This is a genomic window from Rhizobium sp. Root1334, assembly GCF_001426665.1.
In the GTDB taxonomy this organism is placed as follows: Bacteria; Pseudomonadota; Alphaproteobacteria; order Rhizobiales; family Rhizobiaceae; genus Pararhizobium.
The window spans coordinates 39,266-65,164 of sequence record NZ_LMEY01000031.1; the positions used below are offsets into that span (position 1 = coordinate 39,266).

At 60.6% G+C, this 25,899-nt stretch carries 23 protein-coding genes; 9 read left to right on the plus strand and 14 right to left on the minus strand.

Annotated elements, in window-relative coordinates:
• Position 1 precedes the first annotated feature (1 nt).
• A complete protein-coding gene (locus ASD36_RS28330) occupies positions 2-862 on the plus strand; it encodes a LysR substrate-binding domain-containing protein (protein ID WP_060509537.1) in 861 nt (286 codons plus the stop codon).
• Between the two features lie 130 nt (positions 863-992).
• Here ASD36_RS28330 and ASD36_RS28335 read toward each other — a convergent pair whose 3' ends face one another.
• From ASD36_RS28335 to ASD36_RS28355, 5 genes are read right to left on the minus strand one after another with little or no spacing between them, the layout of a single operon-like run.
• Positions 993-1,901 carry a CehA/McbA family metallohydrolase gene (locus ASD36_RS28335; protein WP_060509384.1) on the minus strand — a complete coding sequence of 303 codons (909 nt, stop codon included), beginning with the start codon at positions 1,899-1,901 and terminating at the stop codon, positions 993-995.
• The gene (locus tag ASD36_RS28340; RefSeq protein WP_060509386.1) at positions 1,891-3,558 is read right to left on the minus strand and encodes an ABC transporter ATP-binding protein; all 1,668 of its coding nucleotides are present in this window, start codon (positions 3,556-3,558) and stop codon (positions 1,891-1,893) included. The genes ASD36_RS28335 and ASD36_RS28340 overlap by 11 nt, the downstream gene beginning before the upstream one ends.
• A gap of 1 nt (position 3,559) precedes the next feature.
• Entirely contained in the window at positions 3,560-4,444 is an 885-nt protein-coding gene (locus ASD36_RS28345) for an ABC transporter permease (protein ID WP_060509389.1), read from the minus strand.
• On the minus strand, positions 4,437-5,414 hold the full coding sequence (locus ASD36_RS28350) for an ABC transporter permease (protein ID WP_156393928.1): 978 nt from the start codon (positions 5,412-5,414) through the stop codon (positions 4,437-4,439). Before ASD36_RS28350 ends, ASD36_RS28345 begins: the two co-directional genes overlap by 8 nt.
• Positions 5,415-5,468: 54 nt before the next feature.
• Positions 5,469-7,271: an ABC transporter substrate-binding protein gene (locus tag ASD36_RS28355; protein WP_162252468.1), complete on the minus strand. Its 1,803-nt coding sequence runs from the start codon at positions 7,269-7,271 to the stop codon at positions 5,469-5,471.
• Between the two features lie 124 nt (positions 7,272-7,395).
• Between ASD36_RS28355 and phnF the strand changes: the two genes are divergently transcribed.
• Positions 7,396-8,145, plus strand: coding sequence for a phosphonate metabolism transcriptional regulator PhnF (phnF, locus tag ASD36_RS28360; RefSeq protein ID WP_060509395.1), 750 nt, complete (start codon positions 7,396-7,398; stop codon positions 8,143-8,145).
• Positions 8,146-8,263: 118 nt separating this feature from the next.
• Here phnF and ASD36_RS28365 read toward each other — a convergent pair whose 3' ends face one another.
• The 6 genes from ASD36_RS28365 to ASD36_RS28390 all read right to left on the minus strand — a co-directional run bounded on the left by ASD36_RS28365 (position 8,264) and on the right by ASD36_RS28390 (position 14,652).
• Entirely contained in the window at positions 8,264-9,388 is a 1,125-nt protein-coding gene (locus ASD36_RS28365; RefSeq protein WP_060509397.1) for a substrate-binding domain-containing protein, read from the minus strand.
• A 61-nt stretch (positions 9,389-9,449) separates the two neighbouring features.
• Positions 9,450-10,451 (minus strand): ABC transporter permease, encoded by a 1,002-nt coding sequence (locus ASD36_RS28370; RefSeq protein WP_060509399.1) that lies wholly within the window; start codon positions 10,449-10,451, stop codon positions 9,450-9,452.
• Entirely contained in the window at positions 10,448-11,428 is a 981-nt protein-coding gene (locus tag ASD36_RS28375; RefSeq protein ID WP_060509401.1) for an ABC transporter permease, read from the minus strand. The genes ASD36_RS28370 and ASD36_RS28375 overlap by 4 nt, the downstream gene beginning before the upstream one ends.
• On the minus strand, positions 11,425-12,933 hold the full coding sequence (locus ASD36_RS28380; protein WP_082562868.1) for a sugar ABC transporter ATP-binding protein: 1,509 nt from the start codon (positions 12,931-12,933) through the stop codon (positions 11,425-11,427). Before ASD36_RS28380 ends, ASD36_RS28375 begins: the two co-directional genes overlap by 4 nt.
• On the minus strand, positions 12,930-13,778 hold the full coding sequence (locus ASD36_RS28385; RefSeq protein WP_060509404.1) for a sugar phosphate isomerase/epimerase family protein: 849 nt from the start codon (positions 13,776-13,778) through the stop codon (positions 12,930-12,932). The genes ASD36_RS28380 and ASD36_RS28385 overlap by 4 nt, the downstream gene beginning before the upstream one ends.
• A 7-nt stretch (positions 13,779-13,785) precedes the next feature.
• Positions 13,786-14,652: a sugar phosphate isomerase/epimerase gene (locus ASD36_RS28390; protein WP_060509406.1), complete on the minus strand. Its 867-nt coding sequence runs from the start codon at positions 14,650-14,652 to the stop codon at positions 13,786-13,788.
• 161 nt (positions 14,653-14,813) lie between these two features.
• On the opposite strand from ASD36_RS28390, the gene ASD36_RS28395 reads away from it, so the two are divergent.
• Positions 14,814-15,848 (plus strand): AraC family transcriptional regulator, encoded by a 1,035-nt coding sequence (locus tag ASD36_RS28395; RefSeq protein ID WP_060504091.1) that lies wholly within the window; start codon positions 14,814-14,816, stop codon positions 15,846-15,848.
• 182 nt (positions 15,849-16,030) lie between these two features.
• On the opposite strand, the gene ASD36_RS28400 is transcribed toward ASD36_RS28395, so the two are convergent.
• The 3 genes from ASD36_RS28400 to ASD36_RS28410 all read right to left on the minus strand — a co-directional run bounded on the left by ASD36_RS28400 (position 16,031) and on the right by ASD36_RS28410 (position 18,889).
• On the minus strand, positions 16,031-17,314 hold the full coding sequence (locus ASD36_RS28400) for a type II toxin-antitoxin system HipA family toxin (RefSeq protein WP_060509408.1): 1,284 nt from the start codon (positions 17,312-17,314) through the stop codon (positions 16,031-16,033).
• Positions 17,314-17,658: a helix-turn-helix domain-containing protein gene (locus ASD36_RS28405; RefSeq protein ID WP_060509410.1), complete on the minus strand. Its 345-nt coding sequence runs from the start codon at positions 17,656-17,658 to the stop codon at positions 17,314-17,316. The genes ASD36_RS28400 and ASD36_RS28405 overlap by 1 nt, the downstream gene beginning before the upstream one ends.
• A gap of 448 nt (positions 17,659-18,106) precedes the next feature.
• Positions 18,107-18,889, minus strand: a complete 783-nt coding sequence (locus ASD36_RS28410; RefSeq protein ID WP_060509412.1) for an IclR family transcriptional regulator — start codon at positions 18,887-18,889, stop codon at positions 18,107-18,109.
• Between the two features lie 225 nt (positions 18,890-19,114).
• Between ASD36_RS28410 and ASD36_RS28415 the strand changes: the two genes are divergently transcribed.
• From ASD36_RS28415 to ASD36_RS28440, 6 genes are read left to right on the plus strand one after another with little or no spacing between them, the layout of a single operon-like run.
• Positions 19,115-20,188 (plus strand): ABC transporter substrate-binding protein, encoded by a 1,074-nt coding sequence (locus ASD36_RS28415; RefSeq protein ID WP_060509414.1) that lies wholly within the window; start codon positions 19,115-19,117, stop codon positions 20,186-20,188.
• A gap of 22 nt (positions 20,189-20,210) precedes the next feature.
• Positions 20,211-21,719 (plus strand): sugar ABC transporter ATP-binding protein, encoded by a 1,509-nt coding sequence (locus ASD36_RS28420; RefSeq protein ID WP_060509416.1) that lies wholly within the window; start codon positions 20,211-20,213, stop codon positions 21,717-21,719.
• A complete protein-coding gene (locus tag ASD36_RS28425; RefSeq protein WP_060509418.1) occupies positions 21,716-22,681 on the plus strand; it encodes an ABC transporter permease in 966 nt (321 codons plus the stop codon). Before ASD36_RS28420 ends, ASD36_RS28425 begins: the two co-directional genes overlap by 4 nt.
• Complete coding sequence (locus tag ASD36_RS28430; RefSeq protein ID WP_060509420.1) at positions 22,678-23,619, plus strand: ABC transporter permease; 942 nt, start codon at positions 22,678-22,680, stop codon at positions 23,617-23,619. Before ASD36_RS28425 ends, ASD36_RS28430 begins: the two co-directional genes overlap by 4 nt.
• Complete coding sequence (locus ASD36_RS28435) at positions 23,616-24,572, plus strand: amidohydrolase family protein (protein ID WP_060509421.1); 957 nt, start codon at positions 23,616-23,618, stop codon at positions 24,570-24,572. Before ASD36_RS28430 ends, ASD36_RS28435 begins: the two co-directional genes overlap by 4 nt.
• Complete coding sequence (locus ASD36_RS28440; protein WP_060509422.1) at positions 24,565-25,869, plus strand: alanine racemase; 1,305 nt, start codon at positions 24,565-24,567, stop codon at positions 25,867-25,869. The genes ASD36_RS28435 and ASD36_RS28440 overlap by 8 nt, the downstream gene beginning before the upstream one ends.
• Positions 25,870-25,899 lie beyond the last annotated feature (30 nt).

Consider the following 25,899-nt stretch of genomic DNA (forward strand, 5'->3'; position numbering starts at 1 on the left):
CATGGCTATTGTTTTCACGCACCTTCGATCCTTTCATGCGGTTGCCGAGCATCGTGGCTTCACGGCTGCCGCCAAGGCATTGCGTGTCAGCCAACCGACGGTGACGACGCAAGTGAAGGAGCTGGAAGAGCGCTATGGTGTCGAGCTGTTCTTGCGGCAGGGCCGCCGTGTAGAGCTCTCGGAAACGGGGCGATCACTCTTCGAAATCAGTGCCCGGATTATGAAACTCCACGAGGAGGCCGACGAGCTGCTTTCGAGCAGCGGGCACCTAATGACGGGGCAGTTGAAGATCGCAGCAGTCGGTCCGTTTCACGCCACGGAAATGGTGGCACGTTTCCTTTCGCAGTATCCCCTTTTCAATATCAAGATGCTGCTCGGGAACTCGGACCTTACGCTTTCGCGCATCATCGACCTTGAGGCCGACGTCGCCATTCTGGCGCATATCGTCGAGGATCCCCGCGTTCACTCAATCCCGTTCAGCACACATGAAGTCGTCGTCTTCGTCTGCTGCGAGCACCCCTGGTATCAACGCGATGAAATCAACATAAGCGAACTCGTCGGACAACCTCTGATCCTGCGGGAAACAGGGTCCACCACCCGCCGCGCTCTTGAGGCCGCGGCCGAAAGCGCAAATATCGAGATCAATCCGTTTCTTGAGATCGGTAGCCGCGAAGGAGTGTGGAAGGCCGTGGAACGCGGTCTCGGCATCGGCGTTGTCGCGGATTTCGAATTTGTCTCGCATCCAAGATTGAAGGCCATTCGGATCGCGGATGTCGACGTTAAGACCGAATACCGGCTTGCCTGCCTGCGCGAGCGGCAATGGTCGCGCAAAATCAAGGCTTTCTTTGCCACTGTTCTATGACGCTGCACCGTTGCGACCCAGCGCGGTATGGGTAAGCAACCCTCCCTCGGCACGGGGTTTCACCAGCCAATCCTGTTTGACGTGCGCCGCTGGCCGGTTTGAAGGCCAAGCGGCGCGCGTGTCTTCGGTTTTACAAATAAATGGGATTGGACCAGGCGAGTTTTCCATCGGCTGCCATGATCATGACACGGCACCAATCACCGATGAATTTTTTCAATGGGAACTGCGCTGACGTGATCTCAGCACCGGAGATTGCTTCGTTTTTCGATCCGCGCCCCACAACCATGATCTGAATTGCCGATGAGCATTCGATTTCCACGGTCTCGCCGTCGAGGCTGATATTTTTAATCGTAGGTCCCTGTGTCGAATAATAGTTACCCTCCTTCAGCGCCGCCAGCAACGCCTCGGGCTCATTTCGCTCTGCCTTTACCATCACCCAACCACCGAAGGCGTCGCGGTTCTCATCATCCTTTACGACCCAATGCGCGTCGTCGGCAGCCAGTGCATTGATCCGTCGCCCGGATTTAAGCAGGTCATCAAGGTAATAGGCACCGCCACCGCGGGCCTGTCGAACCTGGCTGGTATGGTTATAAACCTCAACGGCATGTGCTCCGGGGATTGTCTGGGCGTCTGCAACCGTCAGTCCGTACCATTCCGGATGCGGAATTGCCACAAAAGCGCCGGCGTCGAGGCAACGCTGGGCAATCTGCGGCCCGGTCTCATCGGGCATATTCGGTGCGAAATTCAGCGGAAGCCCGACCGCAAGCACGTGCCAATGCTCTCCGCCTTCAGTCCCCATTGCGTGGCATTCCGCACCGAGGATCGTCGTGAAGCCGTTGGTGCGGTATGGCGTGGTGTCGGTAATCGGATAGTCGTAGTGATGGGTGAAATGATCCGACAGGCAGATGAAGTCATAACCCCGCTCGCTGTAGCGCCTGCACACCTCCTCAGGACTGATCATGCCGTCCGAGCGCGTCGAATGCGTGTGGAGATTGCCCTTGAAGAAGCTCCCTGGGGCGGAGAATGCGTTAACTGACATGCTTGGAAGTCCTTTGCGTAGTGTGAATGGAAGCACTTGAGAACGCCTCCAGAAGTTTGCGGGTATAGGCGGAATTCGGGTTGGTCAGGATCGTGCCGGTATCGGCATAGTCGCGAATCTCACCCTTTTCGAGGACGAGAATCTGATCCGACATGTCGGCAACGACCGGTAGATCGTGCGAAATGAACAGATAGGCGGTGTTGTGCTCGCGCTGAAGCCGTTTCATCTGTTTCAGCACCTGGGCTTGAACAGTCACATCCAGTGCGGACGTAACCTCATCACACAAAACCAGGTCTGGCTTGCAGGCAAAGGCTCGGGCAATTGCCACACGTTGCTGCTGGCCTCCAGACAACTGGCGCGGAGAACGTGCGAGAAGGCCCGCGTTGAGATCGAGTTCCTCGAGCAACTCAACAACACGATCGCGACAGGCCGCACGCGTTATCCCGAAGAACATCTGCAAGGGCCGGGAGACAATTTCCTCGACGGTATGCTGCGGGTTCAGTGATGAGGCCGGATCCTGGAAGATCATCTGGATACGCCGGCGGAGCTCACGGCTGCGGTCGACGGCAAGTCCAGAAAGCGGCTTGCCATCGAAGACTATCTTACCGCCATTGCCGTCAACCAGGCCGGCGACGAGGCTGGCAAGTGTTGACTTGCCACTGCCTGACTCACCGACAATGCCGAGCGTAGAACCGGGAGAAATTGACAGGGAGATATCGCTGAGCGTCGACGCTGCCGCCGGGCGCCGCAAGATGCGACGGAGGACATTGGGGCGACTGGCGCCATAGGTGAAGTCCAGATTCCGTATGGTGAGCACCCGCGCTTCGCTCGCTACGGTCAGCGGCTCCGGCCGCGCATCCGACTTTAGCTTGGGAATGGCCGAAATAAGGGCTCTTGCGTATTCAGTCTTGGGATTGTTGAAGACCTCCCATGTCGGGCCGTCCTCAACAACCCTACCGTCTTGCATAACGAGCACCCGCTCGCACATGCGCGCAACGACATTGAGATCGTGACTGACATAGATCAGCGTTGTCTTGGTGCGCTTCTGCAGCCGGCTGATGAGATCGAGAACGTTTGATTCCACCGTCTTGTCCAACGCAGTGGTCGGTTCGTCGAGTACGATCAGTTCAGGTTCGGCAACGAGCGCAGCGGCGATGACAACGCGTTGCCGCTGCCCACCAGAGAGCTGGTGCGGATAGCGATCGAAGATAGCAGCCGGATCGGGAAGTTCCATGTCGGCCAAAATATCCAGAGCTTTGTTCTTAACCGGCAGCCCACCCGCTGCATTGTGCTGTCTGACGAGCTCCGTCAGATGCTCACCGATCGTGCGGTGCGGCGTCAGGGATGACAGGGGATTTTGAGGCACCATCGCGGCCTGTCCACCGCGGAACTTGAGCAGGGATGAATTGCCCAGATTGAAAATGTCCGCGCCGGAGACAGTGATTGCACCCTGCGCGATGCGGGCACCCGGTCGAGTATAGGCGAGAAAGGCACGAGAGAGCGAAGACTTTCCACAGCCGCTCTCACCAACGATGCCAAGCGTTGAGCCTTTCATGATCGAGAAGCTGACGTCATCGACAGCTGGCAACTCGGTGGTGGGCCCAGTCTTGTAAACAAGCGTGAGGTTGCGCACTTCAATGTGAGGAATCTGATTCATGTCAACCGAGCTCCGCCGTTGCGATGCCGAAGGCGCGCGCAAAACCGTCGACCATGAAGTTGACGCCGATGATGAGGCTAGACAGCATGATCGCCGGGAGAAGCAGGAACCACGGATCGGTGAAAACGACGCCCATGGCTTCTTGAACCATAAGGCCCCAATCCGGCGTCGGCTGGCTGATGCCCAGCCCCAGGAAGGACAAGGCACTGATGCGCAGAACGGCCGAGGAAACACGAACTGCGAGTTCAACGCCCAATAAACTGATCAGGTTCGGAAAAATCTCACGCATCAGAATCGCGAAGCGTGTTTCGCCTCGAAGCTCTGCGGCGCGCACGAAGTCCAGGCTTGCCAGGCTGATCGTCTTGGCTCTAACGACGCGTACGACGCCCCAGGTGTAAACGACAGCTACAACCGGGATCAGCGAAACAATATCCTTGCCCAGAGCCAGTGTCAGGATGGCGATCAGGATCAGATCCGGAATGGCCATCATGGCATCGACGATGCGCATGATGATTTCATCCGTGCGGCCGCCTAGATATCCGGCGACCATGCCGAGCACAGTTCCGACCGCCAATGCGATGGTCACACCAAGAAACGATACAAACAGGGCGATGCGGCCGCCCGCGATCATGCGGCTAAAGTAGTCTCTGCCGATCTGATCGGTACCCATCAGAAAATCCCAAGATGGCCGTTGCAAGGGGGCGCCCACGAGTGCACTCGTGTCATGCGGAGCGATCAGCGGCGCAAGTAGCGCGATCAGAAGATGTGCCACGACCAGAATTAGTCCGAGAAGCACCGCCGGTTCCGACAATGCGCGGCGCAGGCGCGGCGACCGGAAAACCCTTCGCGGCTGGGGTGGTCGTGTAAAGAGCGAAATATCAGCCATTTTGAAACCTCGTGCGGACGCGCGGGTCCAGCGCTAGGATCGCCAGATCGGCGATCAGGTTGGCAACGATCACCGCGAGTGCCGCAAGAAAGGCGATCGCCTGAACCGTCGGTATTTCGCGCTGCGAGATCGCGCGCAGCAGTTCGCCCCCCGCCCCCGGATATTTGAATACCGCCTCGACCACCACCGAGCCGGAAAGCAGCCCTGCGACGAAGGTGGCCGTGCCGCTGAGCATCGGGATCATGGCCGATGGCAGGGCATGCATGATGCTGATGCGCCATGTCGGAATGCCCGCCAACCTTGCGCGCTCGACATAGTCGCTGTTGAGAGCCTCCATCATGCCGGCTCGTAACAGCCTGAATTGATAGGCCGCCCCATGCACGCACAGCGCGATAACCGGCAGGATGGCGGCAGCCAGAATGGTCAACTTGGGCGCGTTGGTGGGAGCGAGGATTACCGCCGGCAAGAGACCCAGCCAGACGGCGAATACGATGACAAAGATGTTGCTGACGACGAAGTCGGGCATCGAATAGGTAAAAAGTGTCGTCGTGCTGATGGCATTGTCCAGTCGTCCGCCCGGTTTGAAGCTGGCAAGCACACCAAGTGTGATGACGATCACCAACATGACGATCAATGCCACTCCGGCCAGGATCGCCGAGTTCACCATCGGGTGCATGATACGGTCGAACACCGGTTCACGCTTGATGATGGTCGTGCCGAAATCGAACGTCATCAGACGCGTCCAGACTTCCAGGAAACGAACGGGGATAGAGCGGTCGAGCCCCAACTCTCGCCGCATATCCTCAATTTGCTGCGCCGGCATGAACGCCAGTTCGTCAGCCGGAATTGTCGCTGTGAGCGCATCGCCCGGCAGCACCTCGGTTCCCAGAAAGACAATCAGCGCCGTGAAGCTCAAGATGAAGAACGACATCAGCAAACGCCGGCCCATCATTTCAAGAATTTGTATCAATGCAGTTCCCTCCCGATGAGTATGAGAGGCGCACCGGGGCGCGCCTCTCTAATTTCAGGACTCGATCCACACATCGTCGAAACGGCTGCCCCAGTTTTGCGAATGCGACTTGATATTCTTCACGCCAGGCGCATGCGCCAGCATGTTGCGCCGTCCTCCCAGCACGATGGCAGGTGTATCCGACTGAGCGATACGCTGGCATTCACGGTACATTTCGACTCGCTTTTCAGCGCTCGGCTCGGCGATCGTCTCTGCATAGAGCTTCTTGAACGCATCGGCCTTGGCTCCCGTCCAAGCAGCCGCCTCGCTGTCATTGGTGACGAGACGTCCGAGATTGATGGCGGGATTGCGAGGACCCACGAGCGAACGCGCAGGTCTGCCGAACGGTGCATTGACCTGGACGGTATACGCGCTGAAGCCGTCGCACGGCATTTCTCTGATCTCGACGTTGATCCCGGCCTTCTTGAGTGATTCTGCCACCACCGCCATGACGCGCGGCTCCTCGGGGAAGGAGGGGCAGAAGACGATCGTCGGAAGATCCAGCCCGTTTGGGTGCCCCGCCTCTGCGAGAAGTTGTTTTGCGCGTTCAAGATCGTATGGCTTCTCCCGCGGCAGAAACTCGTGGTTCAAGCCAGACATCTGTGTATCGTTGCCGACCCAGGAGCCAGGGTCGTTGTAGACGATCGTGTTGATCGCATCGCGGTCGATACTGAGGCTGATCGCCTCGCGGATGCGCGGGTCGTTCCATACCAGATCAAGGTTCTTGGGCAGGCTGATGAGAAATTGATCGCCGCCCTTGGATTTGTGAACCAGACCGCCAGAGCTTTCATATTGGCCGGCCGTCGTTGGATCGATGTTGAAGACCACATTGAATTGCCCAGACCGGAAGCCGTTGATGGCCGTCTGCGAATTAACGACATAACCTTCCAACTCATCAACGAAAGGGCGGCCTTTAAGCCAGTAATTCTCGTTTCGGACGGCTTGAAAGCCACGCCGGTTGTCGACTTGCACGAGTTTGAACGGCCCGGTGCCGATGCCGTCTGCTAAAATCGCACCAGAGGCCGCGGCCGGCCCGATCGTCAGGCGATACTCCGCCAACGCGTAGGGGAATTCCGCATAGGGCGCATTCAGCGTGAATCGCAGTCCGTATTTGCCTTGCGCTTCGACCTTTGCAAACCACTTGTTGAGGAATGAGCTACCCTTCAACGCAATGTGCTCATTGATGGACGCAACCGCATCTTCCGATGTCATTTCCTTACCGTGGTGGAAAGTGACCCCTTCGCGCAACTTGAAGTCCCACACCGTGAGCGTATCGTCCGTAGGGCCCCAGCTCTCGGCCAGTTCTCCCTGCAAGTTGAAATCGTGATCGACCCAAAGCAGGCAATTCCAGATCGATCGGGTTAGCAAGTCGATCCAGAAATGCGGATGCCGGCCGTTATCGGACGTACCGACTGCCCAGTTGGGATAGGTCTGACCGTAGACCAGTTTACCTCCGGTCTTCGGCGCGGCCTCCTCCGGCAATGCGGCCCAGGCCGGCAATTGCGCTGAATAGGCGGCAGAGCTTCCGATCAGCGAAAAAGCGGCAAGAGCCGAGGCTCCCACGCCAATGAGTTGCAAGAAATCTCTCTTTGTTATGCTGTGCATGCTCTGACCTCCATCGACCACTTCAACATGGTCCCATTGTCGCTTGGTTGGCTTGAGATAGACAAATCTTATATATCTATCGCTACCATAGATTTTCTCGATGGATCGGCGCCACGTCTGGTGTCCAGTTCTAGTGAACCAGCTTTGCCACAGCGCTGATGCCGAACGAGGCTCTTCTACGTATGTCGCCCTTGCCTGAATGCTGGCGACCAATCTGTGGAAGGCCTCCGGTGAACTAATCGCCTCGCCAATGACAATCCCGTGACAAGCGCAGGCCTCCATGTTCCGATTGCATTAATGTCACAAGACATTCACGCCCAATCTCTAATTGGGCGATATGACAGGTAGCAACCATACAGCCGTGAGCCTCGGCCGGAACGATGATCCTGAAGATGGGCAATCTTTTGCGCGGATAGCCGACGATATTCGCCGGCGCATTCGCTCGCACGTTTTGATGGCCGGTGATCGCCTGCCCTCACAGAGGCAACTTGCCGCCGACTATTGCGCGAACCGTCATGCCGTGAGGCTGGCCATCGAGACGCTGGTGCGGGAGGGCTTCGTCACAACCCGGCATGGGAGTGGCATGTTCGTACGCCGCCTGACACTCGACTACCGTATCAAGAGCCGCACGCGCTGGTCAGACATGGTGCGCGGTAGAGGTGAGGGGGCCGATATCCGCCTGATCGACTTTGAAGAAAAGCGCGGCACCCCTGCAATCTGGAGCAGTCTTTCCTTGCAGCGAGGAGAGCGGGTTTTCGAATTTACGCTCCTGCGCGTGCTGGATGGCACACCGATTTGCCTCGCCCATCACACCGTCCCTGCCAGCCGTTTTCCTGGTCTCGACGAGAAGGTAAGATCCGTACGAAGCGTCAGCGGTCTGTTCATGGAGTACGGTATCGAGGATTATAAGCGCAGCGACACCACAATGACGTGCCGTCTTCCGGAGAAAGAAGAAATCCAGTTGTTATGCATGCAGCGGGGTCAGCCTCTGATCGTTCTTGAAGGACGCAATATCGACAAGAACGGACGGCCGTTGGAGATAAGCCGATCGAAGTGGCCAGCCGACTGTATCTCTGTGAAGATTTGAAGGGATCTTGTGACTACAGTGCGTGTTGCATGTTGGCAAAATGTTGATTGGGCTCAGAGCAGGCGTGACTGCACGTGGGGGATCGAGCCGCACGGAACGCGCGGCTCGAAGATTGTCGTTACTTCCCGCCCCAGGCTGCCGGATAGTCGGGCAGCTTTTCGCAGCCGCACATCGCGTGGTGCAGCGGCGGCATCTTGTCGTTCACATACTGGTCAAGCGTCTCGGCGGAGATCGCCGGCTGCGGCATTACCCATTCTGGCCCCGGCACCGCCTCGCCCTTCAACACCTTGACCGCCGCGATGACCGGCGTGCGCCACTGATAGGTCGGATAGGTCGGCGCGATTGCCTTGAAGCCCTCTGCCTTCCATTTCATCAGGAAGTCCTGCTGGTCCTCGCCCGTGATAATCGGCAGCGGCAGGCCGGAGTCCTCGAAGGCCTCCAGTGCGGCAACCGCTGTCGCACCGGCATCCATCCAGATCGCATCGATCGAGCCGCGTTGCAGATAGTCCTCGACGATGGACTTGGTCTTGGCGTTGTCGCCCTCGGTGAACTCCTCGCCGATGACGTTCAGGCCCTTCTCCTTGAAGATGCGCTTGGCCGCCGAAGCGCGGGTCTCCAGCACGTCAACGCCGGGCACGATGCGCAGCATCAGGACATTCGCGCCGGCCGGTGCGGTGGACGCCACGAACTCGCCAGCCTGGATGCCGAAACCGTAGCCGCCGACCGGATGGATGAAGGTCACCGGGCACTTGGTGTTGACGCCGCGGTCGAAGACGATGACCGGCAGCTGCGCACAGGCTTTTTCGACGGCAGGCGTCAGTGCGGCCGTGGTGTTCGGCGAGACGATCAGCGCCGAGCACTTGCCGCCGTTGATCAGATCATCGATGTCGGAAATCTGCTTGTCGTCGGAGCCTTCGGCATCGACGTGGATGAGCTCCTTGATCTCCGGATGCAGCTTCACCTCGGCCTGCATATTGGTCCAGCCGGTCACGCGCCAGGCATTGTTCACGCCGGCATTCGAGAAGCAGATCGTGTAGGGGCCTTCCTTCTTGTACTGCGTGGTGTCGGCCATCTGGTCACCGTAATATTGCACCCATGGCTCCCCCTCCGGACCATTGGCTTTTGCCGTCAGCATTTCGCGCTGGCGGGCAAATTCCGCGGGGTCGTCAAAGTTCAGCTGTTGGGCCTGTGCCGTGCTGGCAAGCAGGGCAACAGAAAGGGCGGCGGTCAGCAGTTTTTTCATGTCTCACTCCCATTTGATCATGATGGTCAGGTTCCTCCCGGCGGCCGGCGGCCGGCGAAATTCAGGTCCGGCCGGCGCGGTTGCGCCGGTAGGTGGCAAGCACGACGGCGACGATCAGGATCACGCCCTGCACGACGTCGCGCACCGGTTTCGGCAAGCCGATGAAATTGAGCAGCGTGAAGATCGCCGTCAGCGTCAGCGCGCCGGCAATCGAGGCCGGCACCGAGCCGCGCCCGCCGAGAAGCTGCGCCCCGCCGATGACGCAGGCGGTGATCGCCTGCAATTCGTAGCCGACGCCGACATCGGTCGAGACACCGGCAAAGCCGCCAAGCAGGATGCCAGCCGTTACGGCACTTAGCGACGAGACGACGAAGGCGATGATGCGTACCCGCTCCAAGGGAACGCCCGACATCTGTGCCGCGCGCGGATTGTCGCCGATCGCATGCAACAGACGCCCGAGATTGGTGCGGTGCATCAGCCAGAACAGGCAGAGGCCGACCACGACAAGCACGAGCAATGCGACCGGCAGGAACTGGATGAGCGGAATGCCCTGAATGTTCACGCGCCCGAAAAAGCGGAACGTATCGGGCAGGTAGCCGCGCGGCGAACCGCTCGACCACATGAACGCCGCGCCATTCAGCGTGATCATCATGCCGAGCGTCGCAATCAGCGAGGGCACCCGCAGATAGCTGACAACGAGGGCGTTGACCACGCCGACGGCAAGCCCGACGGCATACATGACCGGGATTACCCACCAGGTCGCATCGGCATTGTTGTTGAGCAGCATAGAGGAACCGACCACCGTCAGCGTGATCACCGAGCCGACCGAGAGATCGAAGCCACCGGAGACGATGACGTAGATCTGACCGGCAGCAAGGATCGCAAGCGGTGCGGCCCGCTTCAGGAAATTCATGTAGCCCGTGGGCTCGACGAAATTCGGGTTGGACAGCGTGATGGCGACAAGCAGCGCTGCGAGCACGAAGAAGACGGGATTGATCTTCGGCAGACGACCGCTGTTCGTCGCGCCGGGCGCCTTTGCGGAACCGACGGTTTCCTGGATCATGCCACTATCCTCTTCGAACGTACGGCGTAGAAAGCGACGGCGGCGACGATGATGATGCCGCGCATCACCTGCTTGGCGAAGGCATCGACGCCGGCGAGATTGAAGATCGAATCGATCAGCGAGAAGATGATGACGCCCGCGACAGTACCCCAGATTCCACCCTTGCCGCCGGACAGGATCGTACCGCCAATGACAACCACCGCGATCGACTCGAGGTCATAGGCGCCTTCCGTGCCTATCCACGGCGAGCCGGATTTCAGACGGCTTGCGAGATAGAGGCCGGCGAGTGAGGCGCAGAGGCTGCAGATGATGTGGCTTGCCATCACCACCCGCGTCGTCTTGATGCCGGCAGCGCGCGCCGTATCGCGATTGCCGCCGACCGAATAGATGTTCGAGCCGAAGCGGGTAAAGCGCAGCACGGCCCAGGCCGCCAGCACGAGGAGCACCAGCACGATGAGGCTGACCGGCAGCCCGATCACCTCGCCATAGGCGAAATACTGGAACGCATCCGGCACCGAGCCGCCGAACCGGCCATGGAACGAGGCGAGGCAGCCCTGGATGATCAATGCCATGCCGAGCGTCGCGATCAGCGGATTGACCTCCAGTTTGGTGATCATCAGCCCGTTGAGTGTGCCGACCACTGCACCCATCAGCAGCACAGCGAGAACGGCAGGTACCATCATCGCCGGATCGCCGTTCATGATCGCCGAGGAGACGACAGCAGACGCCGAGATCAGATGCGCCACCGACAGGTCGATCGATCCGACGAGGATCGCAAAGGTCTGGCCGACGGCGGTGATGCCGAGCGCGATGGAGCGGTTGAGGATGGAGACCGCCGCTTCCGGCGTCAGGAAGCGCGTGAGCCCGAGGCCGAGCGCGATCGCGATATAGATGGCGAGCGCTGCTGCAAGCAGCAAAGCCGGTGCATAGCGTTCCATGCGCCAGGCGGGACGTTTGGTGAGGGTCGCCGTGTTCATGCCGCCACCGCCTCTTCGCCGGTCGCCGCGAGCATGACATCGGCCTCCGACACGCCGCGCGGGAATGCGGCCACGAGTTCGCCGGCGCGCATCACCAGGATGCGGTCGGCAGCGCCCAGCACTTCCGGCAGGTCGGACGACACCATCATGATCGCCGTGCCCTTGCGCGCGAGATCGCGCATCAGGTGATAGATACCGGCCTTGGCATTAACATCGATGCCGCGCGTCGGCTCAATGAAAATCAACAGCCGCGGTGCCAGCGCCAGCCAGCGCGCCACAATCGCCTTCTGCTGGTTGCCGCCCGAAAGCGCCTTGATCTCCTGGGAGAAGCTGCCGGCCCTGACATCAAGATCGTGCAGCAGCTTGTTCATCTCTTCAGCTGAGGTAAACGGCGTCGCATCGGCCCTGCCGGCGAGCCCGGAAAGTGCCCTTGCCGTCAGCAAACCATTATCCGCGACCGACTGCATCAGCACCAGCGCTTCGGCCTTGCGATCGCCCGGAAGCAAGCCGATACCGGCGCGGATAGCGTCGCGTGGATTGGTGAAGAGCGCCGGATTGCCGGCAAGCAAAACCTCGCCCTCAGTGAAGGGCAAAAAACCGAAGATGGCCTGGGCGAGCGCCACCCGCCCTGCCCCCTGTAATCCGGCAAAACCGACGATCTCCCCGGCGCTCAGCTCAAAGGAAATATCCTTCAGCCGGTCGTTGCCGGCATGGCGCACGGACAGCACGACGTCGCCGATCTCCTGCGGTGTCGCAGGTGCCGCATAGAAATCGCCTATATCGCGGCCAACCATGGCGCGCACGATCGTATCGGGTTCCGGCACATGATCGAAGCTCGCGGCCGTCTCGCCGTCTTTCAGAACGGTCACCCGGTCGGCAAGCCGCGTGATCTCGCGCATGCGGTGGGTAATATAGATGATCGCGACATTCCGCTTCTTCAACGTGTCGACGAGGCCGAACAGCACCTCGCATTCCGCCTCGTTGAGCGCCGCGGTCGGCTCATCCATCACGATAACCTTCGCATCGAGCGACACTGCCTTGGCGATCTCGACCAGCTGCTGGCTCGCGACATCGAGGTCCGCCACGACCGTATCCGGCTCGATCCGGTGCGCCGAGCCGAACAGCGCCAGCACGCGCCGTGCCTCCGCGTTCATCGCCTTGTGGTCGATCAGGCCAAACCGTGTCGGCTCGCGGCCGAGAAAGATGTTTTGTGCGACGGTGCGCTCGGGCAACAACGAGAATTCCTGGTAGATCACGGCGATACCGGCGCGGATCGCCTCCAGCGGGTGGGTGAAATGCCGTTCCTCGCCGCTGACGACCACGGCGCCGCCATCCAGCCGGTAGACGCCGGAGAGGATCTTCATCAGCGTCGACTTGCCGGCGCCGTTTTCACCGGCGAGCGCATGCACTTCGCCCGGATAAGCGGAAAAACTTACGCTCTTCAGCGCCTTCACACCGGGAAAACTCTTGGTGATGCCGCGCATCTCGATTGCGGGATTGCTCATGCTGCTGCCCATGTCTTGCGAATGAACGTTGCGCTTTCGGAGAAAAGCGTCTCGAAATCCGGAAACAGCGGCCGCCAGACGCGGGTCGCCGCCGCAATCGCCGGCAGGCCGGCCCCGAAGGCCTCAAGCGTCAACCAACCGTCATAACCGATTTCCTTCAACACGGTGAATATCGCCGCGAAGTCTATGTGCCCCCGCCCTGGGATGCCACGGTCGTTTTCCGACACATGGAAAACGCCTATATCCGGGCCGATCAGCCGGATGGCCTCTTCCTGCCGGCGCTCCTCCACATTGGCATGGAACGTGTCGTACATGATCTTGAAGGCGGGATGCCCGACCCGGTCGACATAGGCGCGGGACTGTTCCATCGTGTTGAGATAATAGGTCTCGAAACGGTTGAGCGGCTCGAGGCTCAGATAGATGCCGTGGGCAGCTGCCCGCTCGGCCAGCGCGCGGTGTGCATCCGCACCGTATTTTAACTCGTCCTCGCTGGCGCCGGTGCCCGTGAAGACGCCGATCGGCGCATGAAAAGGCCCACCCATGCTTTCAGCGCCGAGCGCGATGGCGCAATCGAGCGCCCAGTCGAGATGAGCAAGCCCGCGCGCCCGAACCTCGGCATCGCCACTGATGGGACTGGCCCCCGGTGTCGGCACGATCGAGGTGGTCGAGCGGCCAAGACCGAGGGCATCGAGTTTTTTGCCCAGGCGCTCGTAGTGAGCGACCTCGCCCTTGAGGACCGGCACCTCAACGCCGTCGTAACCGAGATCGCGCAGCCGACCGATGCTATCGAAATGACTGTCCTCGACGAAATCCGTCAGGCACAGAAGGTTGATGCCGAGTTTCATGGCGCGCTCAATGCAGCTTGATGCCGAGATCACGGCAAGTGGCGCGGATCCAGGCCAGCGACTTCTCGATCATCGGCCCCGCCGCCCCTTCGCATTCAAGGCTGAGCACGCCATCATAGCCATGGTCACGCAGTTGGGCGAGGCAGGCCCTGATATTGTCGGCATTGACCCCGTCGCCGAGCGCGCAATGGCTGACGGCAATGCCGGTCAGCCCGCCGCGCACCGCATCTGCCAGCGATTGCGACACGTCCTTGACGTGGACATGGCTGACCTTGTCGATGAAACGCGGAAGAAACTCGGTCGGCTCCTGGCCGGCGATGAAGGTATTGCCGGTATCCATGTTCATACGCAGCCACTTCGAATCGACGAAGTCCAGCATGCGTGCCATGAATTCCGGGCGTGTCGTGAAATGCCCGTGCGGCTCGATATTGACGATGATCTCGTGTGCCTCCGCGACCTCGATGATCTTCTCGTAGCTGCGCTTCATCAGCGCCATCGATTCCTCTTCGCTCAAGCCCTCCGGCATGTGAAGCCCATCCGTCGTGTCGACGCAAGGGCTGCCGGCCTGCGCGGCCCAGGCGATCGATTTCAGCACATAGGGTACACCCCTAAGCGGACCGTCCTCGCCGGAAAGCGGATAGGCGGCATCGACCTGGGAGAAGCGCACGCCGTATCGGTCCATCTTGCGGCGAAGCAGCGCGGGGTCTTCGTAGAGCGCGACATGCGGCTGGTAGCCGAGGCCGTGAATCCAGCTCACGCCGTCGATCAGGCCGCACTCAATGAAGTGCACATCGTTGTCGTTCGCCCACTGCAAGCATTTTTCGAACGACCAGTAGGCCGAATTGAACGCGTCCGTGTGGAAGCCTATCCGCACCGGCAAATCCTCCCTGTTTCCCCTCCATGCCATTGAGTTTCAACGGCAAATCATCAGTGCTTCGATTTGTCACTTGATGATGGTCAAGTATTGCGCAATAAATCGTTGCCCGCGTTCGAAATAGAGGAGTGGTAAATTTTGAACATCGGCGGAGGAGAGTGATGAACAAAGCCAACAACGAACGGGCCGTCGGCCGGCCCGCTGTTTTCCGTGAGCCGGGCGCCCTGCTTTATGCCGGCAACTGCCAGGACCTGATGAAGGCGTCGCTTGCCGGACAGGTCGCGCTCAATGCCTGGACGAGGCGAGGTTATCCGGGGACGGACCTCGGCAAGGCGCTGCCACAAGTCTGCTCTGTCGGCGGCTGGGACGCGACGACGCCGCAGGACTGGGGCCTGCGCGAACATTGCAACGAGGGTGTCAAGATCGCTTATCTGGCGCGCGGTTCGCTGACCGTCACGATGGATGGCCGTAAAACCACGCTCAACGAAGGCCAGATGTTCGTCGTGCGGCCATGGCAATTGCATGCGCTCGGCGACCCGACCATCGGCGCCAGTCATATCATCTGGGTCCTGATGGATATGGGCGTGCGCCGCCCGCACGAGACCTGGCTATGGCCCGATTGGATCGGCTGGCCGGAGCGGGATCGCAAAAGGCTGAGCGAACTCCTGTCGAAAAACGAGCAGATTTCCTATCTCGCTTCACGCGACGTCACGCGCACCTTCCTGGAGATTCACGAGGTGGTCGCCGGCGGCGACATCGAGGGCGGCGAAGCGAGGCTGCGCCTGCTGATCTCGATGATGCTGCTGCAGTTCCGCCAGATGCTGGAAAGCCAGTCGCCGGTGCTGGACCTTGCCCTTGCGAGCTCGAAACGCACCGTGGAGATTTTCCTGAAACGACTACGACACGCGCTCGACGAAGACTGGACGCTGGAGAACATGGCGGCCGAGTGCAATCTCTCACGCACCCAGTTCACCCAGCATTGCCAGGTACTAACCAACATGACGCCTGTTCGCTATTTGCAGATGCTGCGACTCACGGCGGCACGCCAACTGCTCGAGAGTGGTCAGCAATCCGTTACCCACGTCGCCTTCGACTGCGGATTCTCGTCCAGCCAGTACTTTGCCACCTGCTATAAGAAGCGTTTCGGTTTTTCTCCAGTGGAGACGCCGCGACTGCAGGCAACTATGAGTGGCTGAACGCGTTTGCGGCAGGTTCCATTTTCGGGAACGGGCGGGCTTCAACGCCGGCGGTGGCCAGCAGGCCGAGCTTGCGCCAACATTCCAACCGGGTGCCCCCTTGGGGCATTGCCAGTAAGACGCGCTCCATTCGAGCACGCTCCGATCGAGAGCTGGCAAAGGGAGTTCTTCCTGCGGTAAGCCTACGACTTGCTTTCGGCGACTAACGGCATTTGGTTCATTCTGTATAACAGGTTCTCCGCGGCCTTTATCGGCAACAATGTCCTCAGCATATCAGGCCAGTTGTCGAGAGCTATCCTCACCGACTTTTTGATTTCTTTTTCGATCCAGTCCGGTTCCAACTCCAGGAAGTCGGCAATCCGGCGAAAACGATGCAGGCTGACCTTGGAAAAATCGTAAGTTCCCGCCATTTTCAATGCGAGCCGATCACCAGGGGCGAACAAGACTGTAGGGACGATATCGTAAGCCGGCGACAGCCGTACCACGCCCGGTGCTGGGAAAATAAAAGACCAGTTTTTCAGGTGGTTGTCACCGTTTCCAATGAGGACATCGGCAACCATCCTGCGAAACCCCTCAAGGACGTCAGCACGCCAGTCCGTACTAAAGCGCTTTATCATGTTCAGCATCGTTTCATAGGTCGCCATGGTGTATTTCCGCTCCCCTACCGCACCCACGATTTGAGCACCATCCTCCATATGAATGCGTTGCTCTGCACCAGGCCTGTCGAAGCGATCGACGACAAGGGCGTTTTCCCCCTCGCTGAGAAGCCTCTCATCTATGCCGTAGATATTCTTGGTCGACGTTAGGCGACAATTTGCCGTGTCAATCCCGAGCATTTTGCTGACGGTCATCGCGGCATACTCGGCCTCTGGAAGACCGGGATATTGCTTCGTTGGTACTTTCAAAATGCACCGGCCTTCGCCGGCGCGCCCCGGCGCAGTGAGCCGATCGCCATCTGCAATTGCCGAAAATTTGAGTTGAACGCCAGCCAAGGAAAATTTCACGGCTCCTTCAGGCAAAGGGGCGGCCACGCCGCGGATACTTTGAACTTCGATCGGACCAACAGACGAGGGCACCGCTGTTTCAGGCGTGACAATAATTGCTCCCGGCAAATCTGCCCCGAGACGGATCAAGAGATCGAACTGGTCGTGATCGCCAGGTCCCATCTCACTCATGACGAGATCACGCAGTGCGCCTTCGGGCAATAGGCCGGAAAACCATGGCGGCAGATAGCCATTGAGACCGATTTTGTCACCGCGACCAGCCAAACGCCTACGGGTCGCTTCTTCGTCGCCGGGGACATACCAGCTTAAACTTACAATTGGCCGCTGGTCATCGCGAAAATATGCTTCGTCCACGAAGAAGGCGGACGCGCCGGTGCTGTCGCGCGAAAGTGTACCGACGCGAACCATACTTTGGTCGGGCCGAACCAGCCTAACGGCTAAAACTGCACTCTCCTTCGCCATCAAGATTCCTCGTCATCGGAAAGATCAACAAAGAGGTTTTCGAACGTTTCGTTGTGCTCATCACCCCTTTTTGACGAGGCCCGTCTCGGGGCTAAAGACTCCGCTACATCCGCATATCGTTCCTTCGGCACCAGAAGCGGCATGACACCCAAAGCGTCGCAACAGTCGAGAAGAAGGGTCAATCGGTCCTTGCCCTTGCGGCTATGAACGAGATCTCGTTCCAATTCGGAAATCCGCGCACGGTCCCGGCCCACGCGCTGCGCAAGATCCGGCTGCGTCATCGCCCTTGCTTTACGGGTCGTCTGCAGCTGCGAACCGAGTTCTTTCGCAATATCAAGCGCCATTACGCTACTTCTCCCATTAAGAGCGTCGTTACGCTACCGAAAAACTTGACGACACGAAAGCGGAATTGCGCTCATTTGAGAACATAGATCGCAATTCCGATTTTTTGAGGTCGAAACAAGATTTCAAAAAATCGCACGCGGCCTCATCAATCAAAGACAACAACGGCAGATATTGTGGTGACGCCCCGTCTCCATCGGTCGTGGGAAATGTCCCAATGGCTTCTGATCAATGAAGATTGGTAAGCCGCAGACAGCGTAATGTCGCCCACGACAGCACTATTCTTTATTGAATGATACATGTTCCTGGCCAATCCCGGCAGGAGTTCCGCGCGCAGCTGACCAGAGACACGGCGGCGATCAGGACGCAGGCGATGGCGGTAATTTTTCGAAATGTTGCGCTTCTCAATGGCTCGGTCCTTGTCTTTTCGTATCTATCTTTTCAGCAGTCCTAAGAGGGTTGTGTGCGCGTCGCATCGCGCAGGGAAACTGCCGCCTTCATCAGGCAACTGAGATAGTGATCCCGGTTGGCAAGACCATCATCCCGTGGCGTCACCAAGCATAGTGTAGCGACGGGATGTTTGCTTTCGTCCTTCAGGGGGACCGCAAAGCAGTGCGTGAAACTGTCCACGATACTGTTGAAGGTAAAAAATCCGTCCTTCTCGGCTTGGCGCACTTCCGCCAGAAACGTTTGCGGTTCGAGCCATTCGCCATTGGGAAGCCGGAAATCCGATTTCGGGATGAAGGCAAGAATCTCTTCATTGCTGAGATGGCTGACGAGAAGCCGCCCCGAGGCCGTCCACGGGATGGGTATCAAGCGCCCCACATCTGTCGCGATTCTAAATGGGCGAGCGCCTTCTTTCACACGCACGACCATGTATTTGTTGCCATCCAGCATGCAGAACTGCGCCGTCTCGCGCGTTTCGCCAGCAAGCCACTCCAGTGCGTTCTCGCATTCGCGAGTGAAGTCAAAATGGTTCTCATAGGCCGCGCCTAGGAAATAGAGCTTTCGGCCTAGAAATACGCGGCCGTCGCCGCCCGTGAATTCGAGGATACCATTGCGCAGCAGAAGGTTGACCAACTCGTAGACCGATGAGCGCGGTGCGCCGATTTGAGCGGCGATCTCGTTCGGCTTAAGCGCTCGCCGGTTCTGCCGCAGGAAATCGAGGATTTCGAAGGCGCGATCGAGCCCGCGGGCCCGCTTTCCCCCTGCATCGTCGGCAATTGAATCCATCGTCCCATTCCCTGCGTGTCGTCGGTCAAGCTTGTCATGTGAGCCAGCCGATCTGTCAACCCGCGCATTCGCAACGCCTGAACGAAATTTTGCAGCCCCTCTTGCGGGCGGCAAAAATCAGCATAAGATCGCGACGTCCAATATTTAGATCATATGTACATTATAATGGACATTGACGGATGGCAAGCCCGGTTCTGCTGCCGCCTACAAAAAAGGGGAACTACAATGAAGACTTTTGAAAACAACCCGTCCGCCTCGCTACGCAGCCGCCTCTTCGCAGGCGCCGCCATGGCGATGGGCCTGCTGGCGCTTTCGGCCGGCACGGCATCGGCCGCCGCCAATTGCATCAAGGGTGATCGCAAGGCGCCCTATACGGTCGGCTGGGCGAACATCTATTCGGTGCCGACCTGGATGAAGCAGACGGAGGGCACGATTGCCGCCGAAGTGGAGGAACTGAAGAAGGCGGGTCTCGTGAAGGACCTGATGATCACCGACGCGCAGGGCAATGCGCAGACGCAGATCCAGCACATCCAGTCGATGATCGACGCCAATGTCGATGCCATCGTCGTCATCGCCGGTTCGTCCAATGCGCTTGACCGCGTGATTTCGGACGCCTGCGACAAGGGCATCGCCATCGTCAACTTCGACAGCCTTGTCAACACTGACAAGGTGACGGCGAAGATCAACACCGATTCCGGCGAATGGGGCGCTGGCGCTGCCAAGTGGCTTTCCGACCAGCTCGGCGGGAAGGGCAAGATCATCGTCATGAACGGCCCGGCCGGTATTTCCGTCAGCGACGACCGCCGCAAGGGCGCCCAGCCGGTGCTCGATGCCAATCCGGATCTGAAAATCATTACCGAGACGAACACGGAATACAACGCAGCACCCGCGCAAGAAGCAATGACCAGCCTGCTCTTCGCCAATCCGGAAATCGACGGCGTGCTGTCGCTTGGCGGCGCAATCTCGGCCGGCTCCATCATGGCCTTCGATCGCCAGGGCCGTGAGCAGGTGCCGGTGACGGGTGAAAATGCCCGCCAGTTCCTGGAACTCTGGAAGGAGAAAGGCCTCAAGGGCTGGGCAACTATGCAGCCGAACTGGCTCGGTGCGCTCTCGGTCTATACGGCCGTGCAGGCGCTGGAAGGCAAGGACGTGCCGGCCTTCATCAAGGTACCGCTGCCGGTCATCGACGACAGCACGATCGACAGCTACCTCGCCCGCGCCGATCAGTTCCCTGCAGACGGCTACATCTACTCGGATTACGACCAGGCGCTCTTCGACAAACTGCTCGCCCAGAAGTAATTCCCGGTCAAAGGAAGCCGTCATGACGGATCAAAAACCCCTGCTGGAAGCCCGGCAGGTGTTCAAGGGATTTTTTGGCAATCCCGTTCTGAAGGGCGTCGATATCGCCCTTCACCCGGGCAGGGTTCACGCCCTGCTCGGAGAGAACGGCGCGGGAAAATCCACTCTGATCAACCTTCTCTCCGGCGCTCTCCAGCCGGATAGCGGCACGATTGCCGTCGACGGAAAACCGGTCGGGCGTTTCAGCCCGGCCGCGGCCCGTGCGGCCGGTATCGCCGTGGTGCAGCAGGAGCTGAGCCTCACGGCGGACCTGTCGATTGCCGAAAATATCGGTCTCGGCGCCTTTCCGCGCCGCTTCGGTCTGATCGACTATGCCGAACTGCATCGCGGCGTGCGAAATGTCTGCGACATGGTTGGCCTCACCGAGCCGCTCGACATGCCCGTTGCCGATCTCGCTCTCGGCCGGCGGCAAATGGTGGAGATTGCCAAGGCGCTCTTTCGTAGGCCGCGCGTGCTGATCCTCGACGAGCCAACCTCCTCGCTTTCGGCGCATGAGGCTGGCATTCTTGCGCGCGTCATCGAGACGTTGCGCGACCGGGGAACCGCCCTTCTCTATATTTCCCACCGCCTCAACGAGGTGCAGGCGCTTTGCTCGCACGTCACGGTGCTCAAGGACGGCGGCGTCACGGCGGACCAGTCGCTGTCGGGCATCGACGGCGAGGGGCTGGTGCGCCTGATGGTCGGCCGTGAGACGGGCGATCTCTTCCCGCCGCGTGCCGCCGCCAATCCCGGCGCGTTGCGCATCAATGTCGAAGGTTTTTCCGCCGGTCTCGTGCGCGATATCGGTTTTTCCGGCCGGGCCGGCGAGATCGTCGGTATCGGCGGCCTGGTGGGACAGGGGCAGGAAGACCTGCTGCTCGGCCTCTATGGCGCCATTCCTGCCCGGGCCGCGAAGGCGGAAGTCTCTGGGAAACCGGGCCTGCCCGCCCATGTCGGTTCAGCCAATGCCGCCGGCCTCGTCTATGTGCCGGCCGACCGCAAGCATGAGGGGCTCGTCCTGCCCCATTCCATCGCGTCCAACCTGATCCTCCCCTCGCTTGGGCGTCTCGCCCGCAACGGTTTTCGCGATCGCGGCGCGGAAACGCGGCTGATCGCCGAACTTGCCAAACGGCTCACCATCAAGGGCGACGTGGCCCGCCCCGTACAGGCGCTTTCGGGCGGCAACCAACAGAAGGTGGCGCTTGCCAAATGGCTGCCGCTCGATCCTTCCGTGCTGCTGCTCAACGACCCCACGCGCGGCGTCGACATCGAAACCAAGCGGGAAATCTACCTGATGCTGCGCGGTTTCGCTGCCGAAGGGCGGCTCGTCATCATCGCCAGTTCCGACACGCCGGAACTCGTCCATCTCTGTGACCGTGTCGTGGTGCTGCGCGAGGGCCGTGTTGCCGCGGAACTCGCCGGTGAAGCGATCAGCGAAGAGGCCATCGTCGGCGCGGCCATGGGCGTCGACAGAAAGGGAACTGCCGCATGAGCGCTGTTTCATCCTCCGGCTGGCTCTATGGCGCCATCCAGCGCCGCCGCAACCGCGGTCTCGGCGGGCTCTACCTCGTCGTCGCCGCCTTTCTCATCCTCTATGCCGTGCTGTTTCCGGGTATCCTCTCGGTCGGCGGCTTCTCGAAATTCACGCAGAACTGGTTCCCGCTTGCGCTGGTGACTATGGCGCAGGCACTTCTGATGCTGAATGGCGGCATCACGCTTGCCATCGGCCCGCTCGTCAGCCTCGGCGCCGTCATCGCGGCAACGACGATGGAAGGTGTGTTCGGCGTGCCCGGCGGCATCGTCGCTGTCGCCTTCACCGGCCTAGCCATCGGCGCCGTCATCGGCGCGATCGTCGCGCATCTGAGGCTGCCTGCGATCATCGTCACGCTCGCCGGCTCCTTCATTATCACCGGTGTCGCGCTGATCCTATTGCCGCGCCCCGGCGGCTTCATTCCCGACTGGCTGTCGAACATGCTGGCCGGCCATACGCCTGTCGCCTTCCTCCTACTCGTCGTCGTTCTCCTCGCCTGGAAGGCATTCCTGGCGACGCCGCTCGGCCTCGGCATCTATGCAGCCGGTGACAATCCCGTCGGTGCCTTCCGCTCCGGCGTACCGGTCGAGCGGGCGAAGATCGTCGCCTTCGCCTTGTCCGGCCTCTTGGCGGCGCTGGCCGGCCTCTTCGTCGCGGCCCAGACGGGGTCCGGTGACCCGGTCATCGGCACGCCTTTTACGTTGAATTCCATCGCGGCGGCGGTTCTCGGTGGCGTCGGTTTTCTCGGCGGCAAGGGCACGATGCGTGGCGCGATCTGTGGCAGCCTGCTGCTCTCGGTCATGATCAACGTGATGTTCTTCCTCGGTTTCCCGCCGGTCGCGCAATACATAGCGCAAGGCCTGATCATTGTCGGCGCTGTCGCCGTGCCGGAGCTTCTGAAGTCGTGGAGGGCGAAACGATGAATGCCGTGAAATCCATTTTCCGCAATCCGCCATTGCTCACCTTCGTATTGGTGGCGCTCGTCTGGCTCGTCGCCGGCCTCACCCTACCGGGCTTCGGCGCCTACGGGCACCTGCGTTACCTCTTGGAGCTTGCCGCCGTCATCGGCATCGTCGCCGCGGGCCAGACACTGGTCATCCTGATGGGCGGCATCGATCTCTCGGTCGGCGCCGTCATCACGGTCACCGCGATCCTTTTGCCGCTGATCTCACCCATCTGGGATCCGACCGGCCTCGTCGGCATCGCGCTTGCGCTCGCCATCGCCACCGGCATCGGCTTCCTCAATGGTGCAGGTGCGGCCTATCTGCGTGTGCCGCCGATCATCATGACGCTCGCCATGGCAACGTTCCTTCAAGGTCTGCTCGTCGTGGTCGCCGGCGGCAGCGCTGTCACGGTCAGCAATCCCGCGGTCATCCTGCTCGGTCAAGCGCGGCCGTTTGGGGTTCCCTCGGGCGTGCTGCTCTGGCTCGTCGTCTCGGCCGTCGTGCTTGCCCTCATCCACCGCATGCCGATCGGCGCGCGGTTCCTTGCCATCGGCGCCAATCCGCTCGCAGCCCGCCTCTCCGGCGTCAGCCTGACGCGCAACACGCTGATCCTCTATGCGCTCTCGGGCTTTTTCGCGGGCCTTGCCGGCATCCTGGTGCTCGGCATGAACCGGCAGGGCTATGTCGGCATCGGTGATCCCTATCTCCTGACGTCGATCGCCGCCGTGGTGCTGGGTGGCAGCTCCATTCTCGGCGGGCGCGGCACCTATGCCGGCACCATTCCGGGCGCCATCCTGCTCGTCACGACGACCGCGCTGATCACCGTCGTCAATGCCTCTCCCGGCTGGCGTTCCATCATGTTCGGCACGCTGATCCTCGCACTGCTGCTCATTTCCGGCCGCGAGGCGCGGCGATGACGGCGTGCTACAGCGGGCCGGTCATCGACCCGCACCACCATCTCTGGAACCTTTCGCTCAACCGCCATCCGTGGCTGGAAAAGGCGCGGGCGACAGGCGACGAGATGGTCTTCGGTAGCCTCGCACCCATTCTCCGCGACTATGGTGTGGAGGACTACCGTAGGGATGCGGCAAATCAGAACGTCGTGGCCACGGTGCATGTCGAAGCCGGGTGGTCGGATGCGCGTCCGCTGGAGGAAAGCCGCTGGCTTGACGGTCTCGATCGCAGCACCGGCGTGGCCAGCCGCTATATCGCCCGCGTGCCGCTGGACGGTCCCGATGCCATCAGGCTGATCGAGGCGGAGGCCGCCAATCCTGCCGTTGTCGGCATCCGCGATATCGTCAGCTGGCATCCGGAACCATCGAAAAGCTTTGCCCCGTGCGCCCATCGCATGGCCGATCCCGCCTGGCGGGCTGGCCTTGCCGAACTCTCCCGCCACGGCCTCGTCTTCGACCTGATGCTCTATCCCGCGCAGATGGGCGAGGCGCTCGATCTCGTGCGCGCCTTTCCCGACACCCTCTTCGTGCTCAATCACGGCGGCAGCCCGGCCGACCGCAACGAGACCGGCATGGCGACCTGGCGCAGCGGCGTGCGTGCGCTGGGTCGCGAACCGAATGTGCGGTTGAAGATTTCCGACCTCGTAGCCTACGACAATGACTGGACGCTTACGAGCCTGTCGCCGATTATTGAGCATTGCCTCGATTGTTTCGGTCCGACGCGTGCGATGTTTGCCAGCGATTTCCCGGTCGCCGGCCTGCATGCCACCTTCGATGAAATCTACGACGTCTTCCGCACGCTGGCCGCACCGCTTTCGCTTACCGAGCAGCAAGCGCTGTTCTTCACGACCGCCAATGAAACCTACCGTCTCGAACTGGCCGAGCCTGCCCCGGCCAAGGGAGAACTGCATGTCTGACCTTCACGCCAACGCAATCTTGATCGACGACCGCATCCGCGGCTTTCCGCCGGGCCATACCGCGCTGCCGCTCGAGGCGATCGGCCAACAAGGCTGGAAGCCGTTCGATGGAACGATGGCGCTGCCGTTGATCTCGCTCGATCAGTCGGCCTTTGCAGGCAATGTCGCGGCAATGATGGCCTATGTGAAAAGCCACGGCGTCGAGATCGCACCGCACGCCAAGACGCCGATGTCCACCGCTTTGTCCGGTGCGCTGCTCGCCGCCGGCGCTTGGGGCACGACGGTGGCCGATATCCGCCAGGCCGCTGTGCTTTTGAAAGCTGGCCAGCGCCGGCTTATCCTGGCCAACGAGATCGGTGGCCCCGCCGCCGCCCGCCGCCTTGCGGCGCTGCTTGCCGGCTATCCCGATGCCGACCTGCATATCTTCATTGATTCCGCTCCGCTTGCCGCGGCGCTGCGCGATGTGTGGCAAGCGCGCTCTGATCTCCCGCCGCTTGGCCTGATGATCGAGCTCGGCGCCGGCCGCGCCGGTGCCCGCAGTGTCGAAGCCGCGACGGACATTTTGGACGTCATTCTTACTGCCGAAAACCCATCCTTCCGCCTCACCGGCGTCGCCGCCTATGAGGGAGCCGCTGCGACCGCGGATGCCGGAGAGACGCTTGCCCGGATCGACGGGCTGATGGGGCTGACCGCAGACTTCCTGCCGGAGGTTCGGGCCCGGATCGGCAAGGACCGGCCGCTTATTCTGACCGCCGGCGGTTCCGTCTTCTTTGATCGGGTCGTTGGTGGCCTGTCGGCAGCCGTTGGCGCCGATCCCGATTGCCGGCTTATCCTGCGCAGCGGCGCGATCTTCTTCCACGATCACGGCATTTACGAGCGCGGACTTGCCGGCCTTGATGCCCGCGAAGGGTTTCGCATCGGCGCGGATACCCGTTCTGCGTCGCAGGAGTTCAAACCGGCGCTCCGGGTCTGGGCAGAGGTGCTTTCACTGCCCGAACCGGGCCTTGCCATCTGCGGCATAGGCCTGCGGGACGTGGCAATCGACCAGGGCCCGCCGCGTCCGCTCGCATTCTATCGGGATGGTGCGCCGCTTGCCGACATCGCCGCGGCTACCGTGCTTCGGCTCAACGACCAGCACGCCTTCGTGGCGATCCCCGCCGGTACCGATGTCGCCATCGGCGATGTCGTTGAATTCGGCATTTCGCATCCCTGCACCTGCCTCGACCGGCACGCCATTCTGTACGGCCTCGCTTCCGACCACATGGTCACGACGGCTTATCTCACCAGCTTCGGCTAATCTCTCCTCCCAAGGCAAGAAAAGGAAACC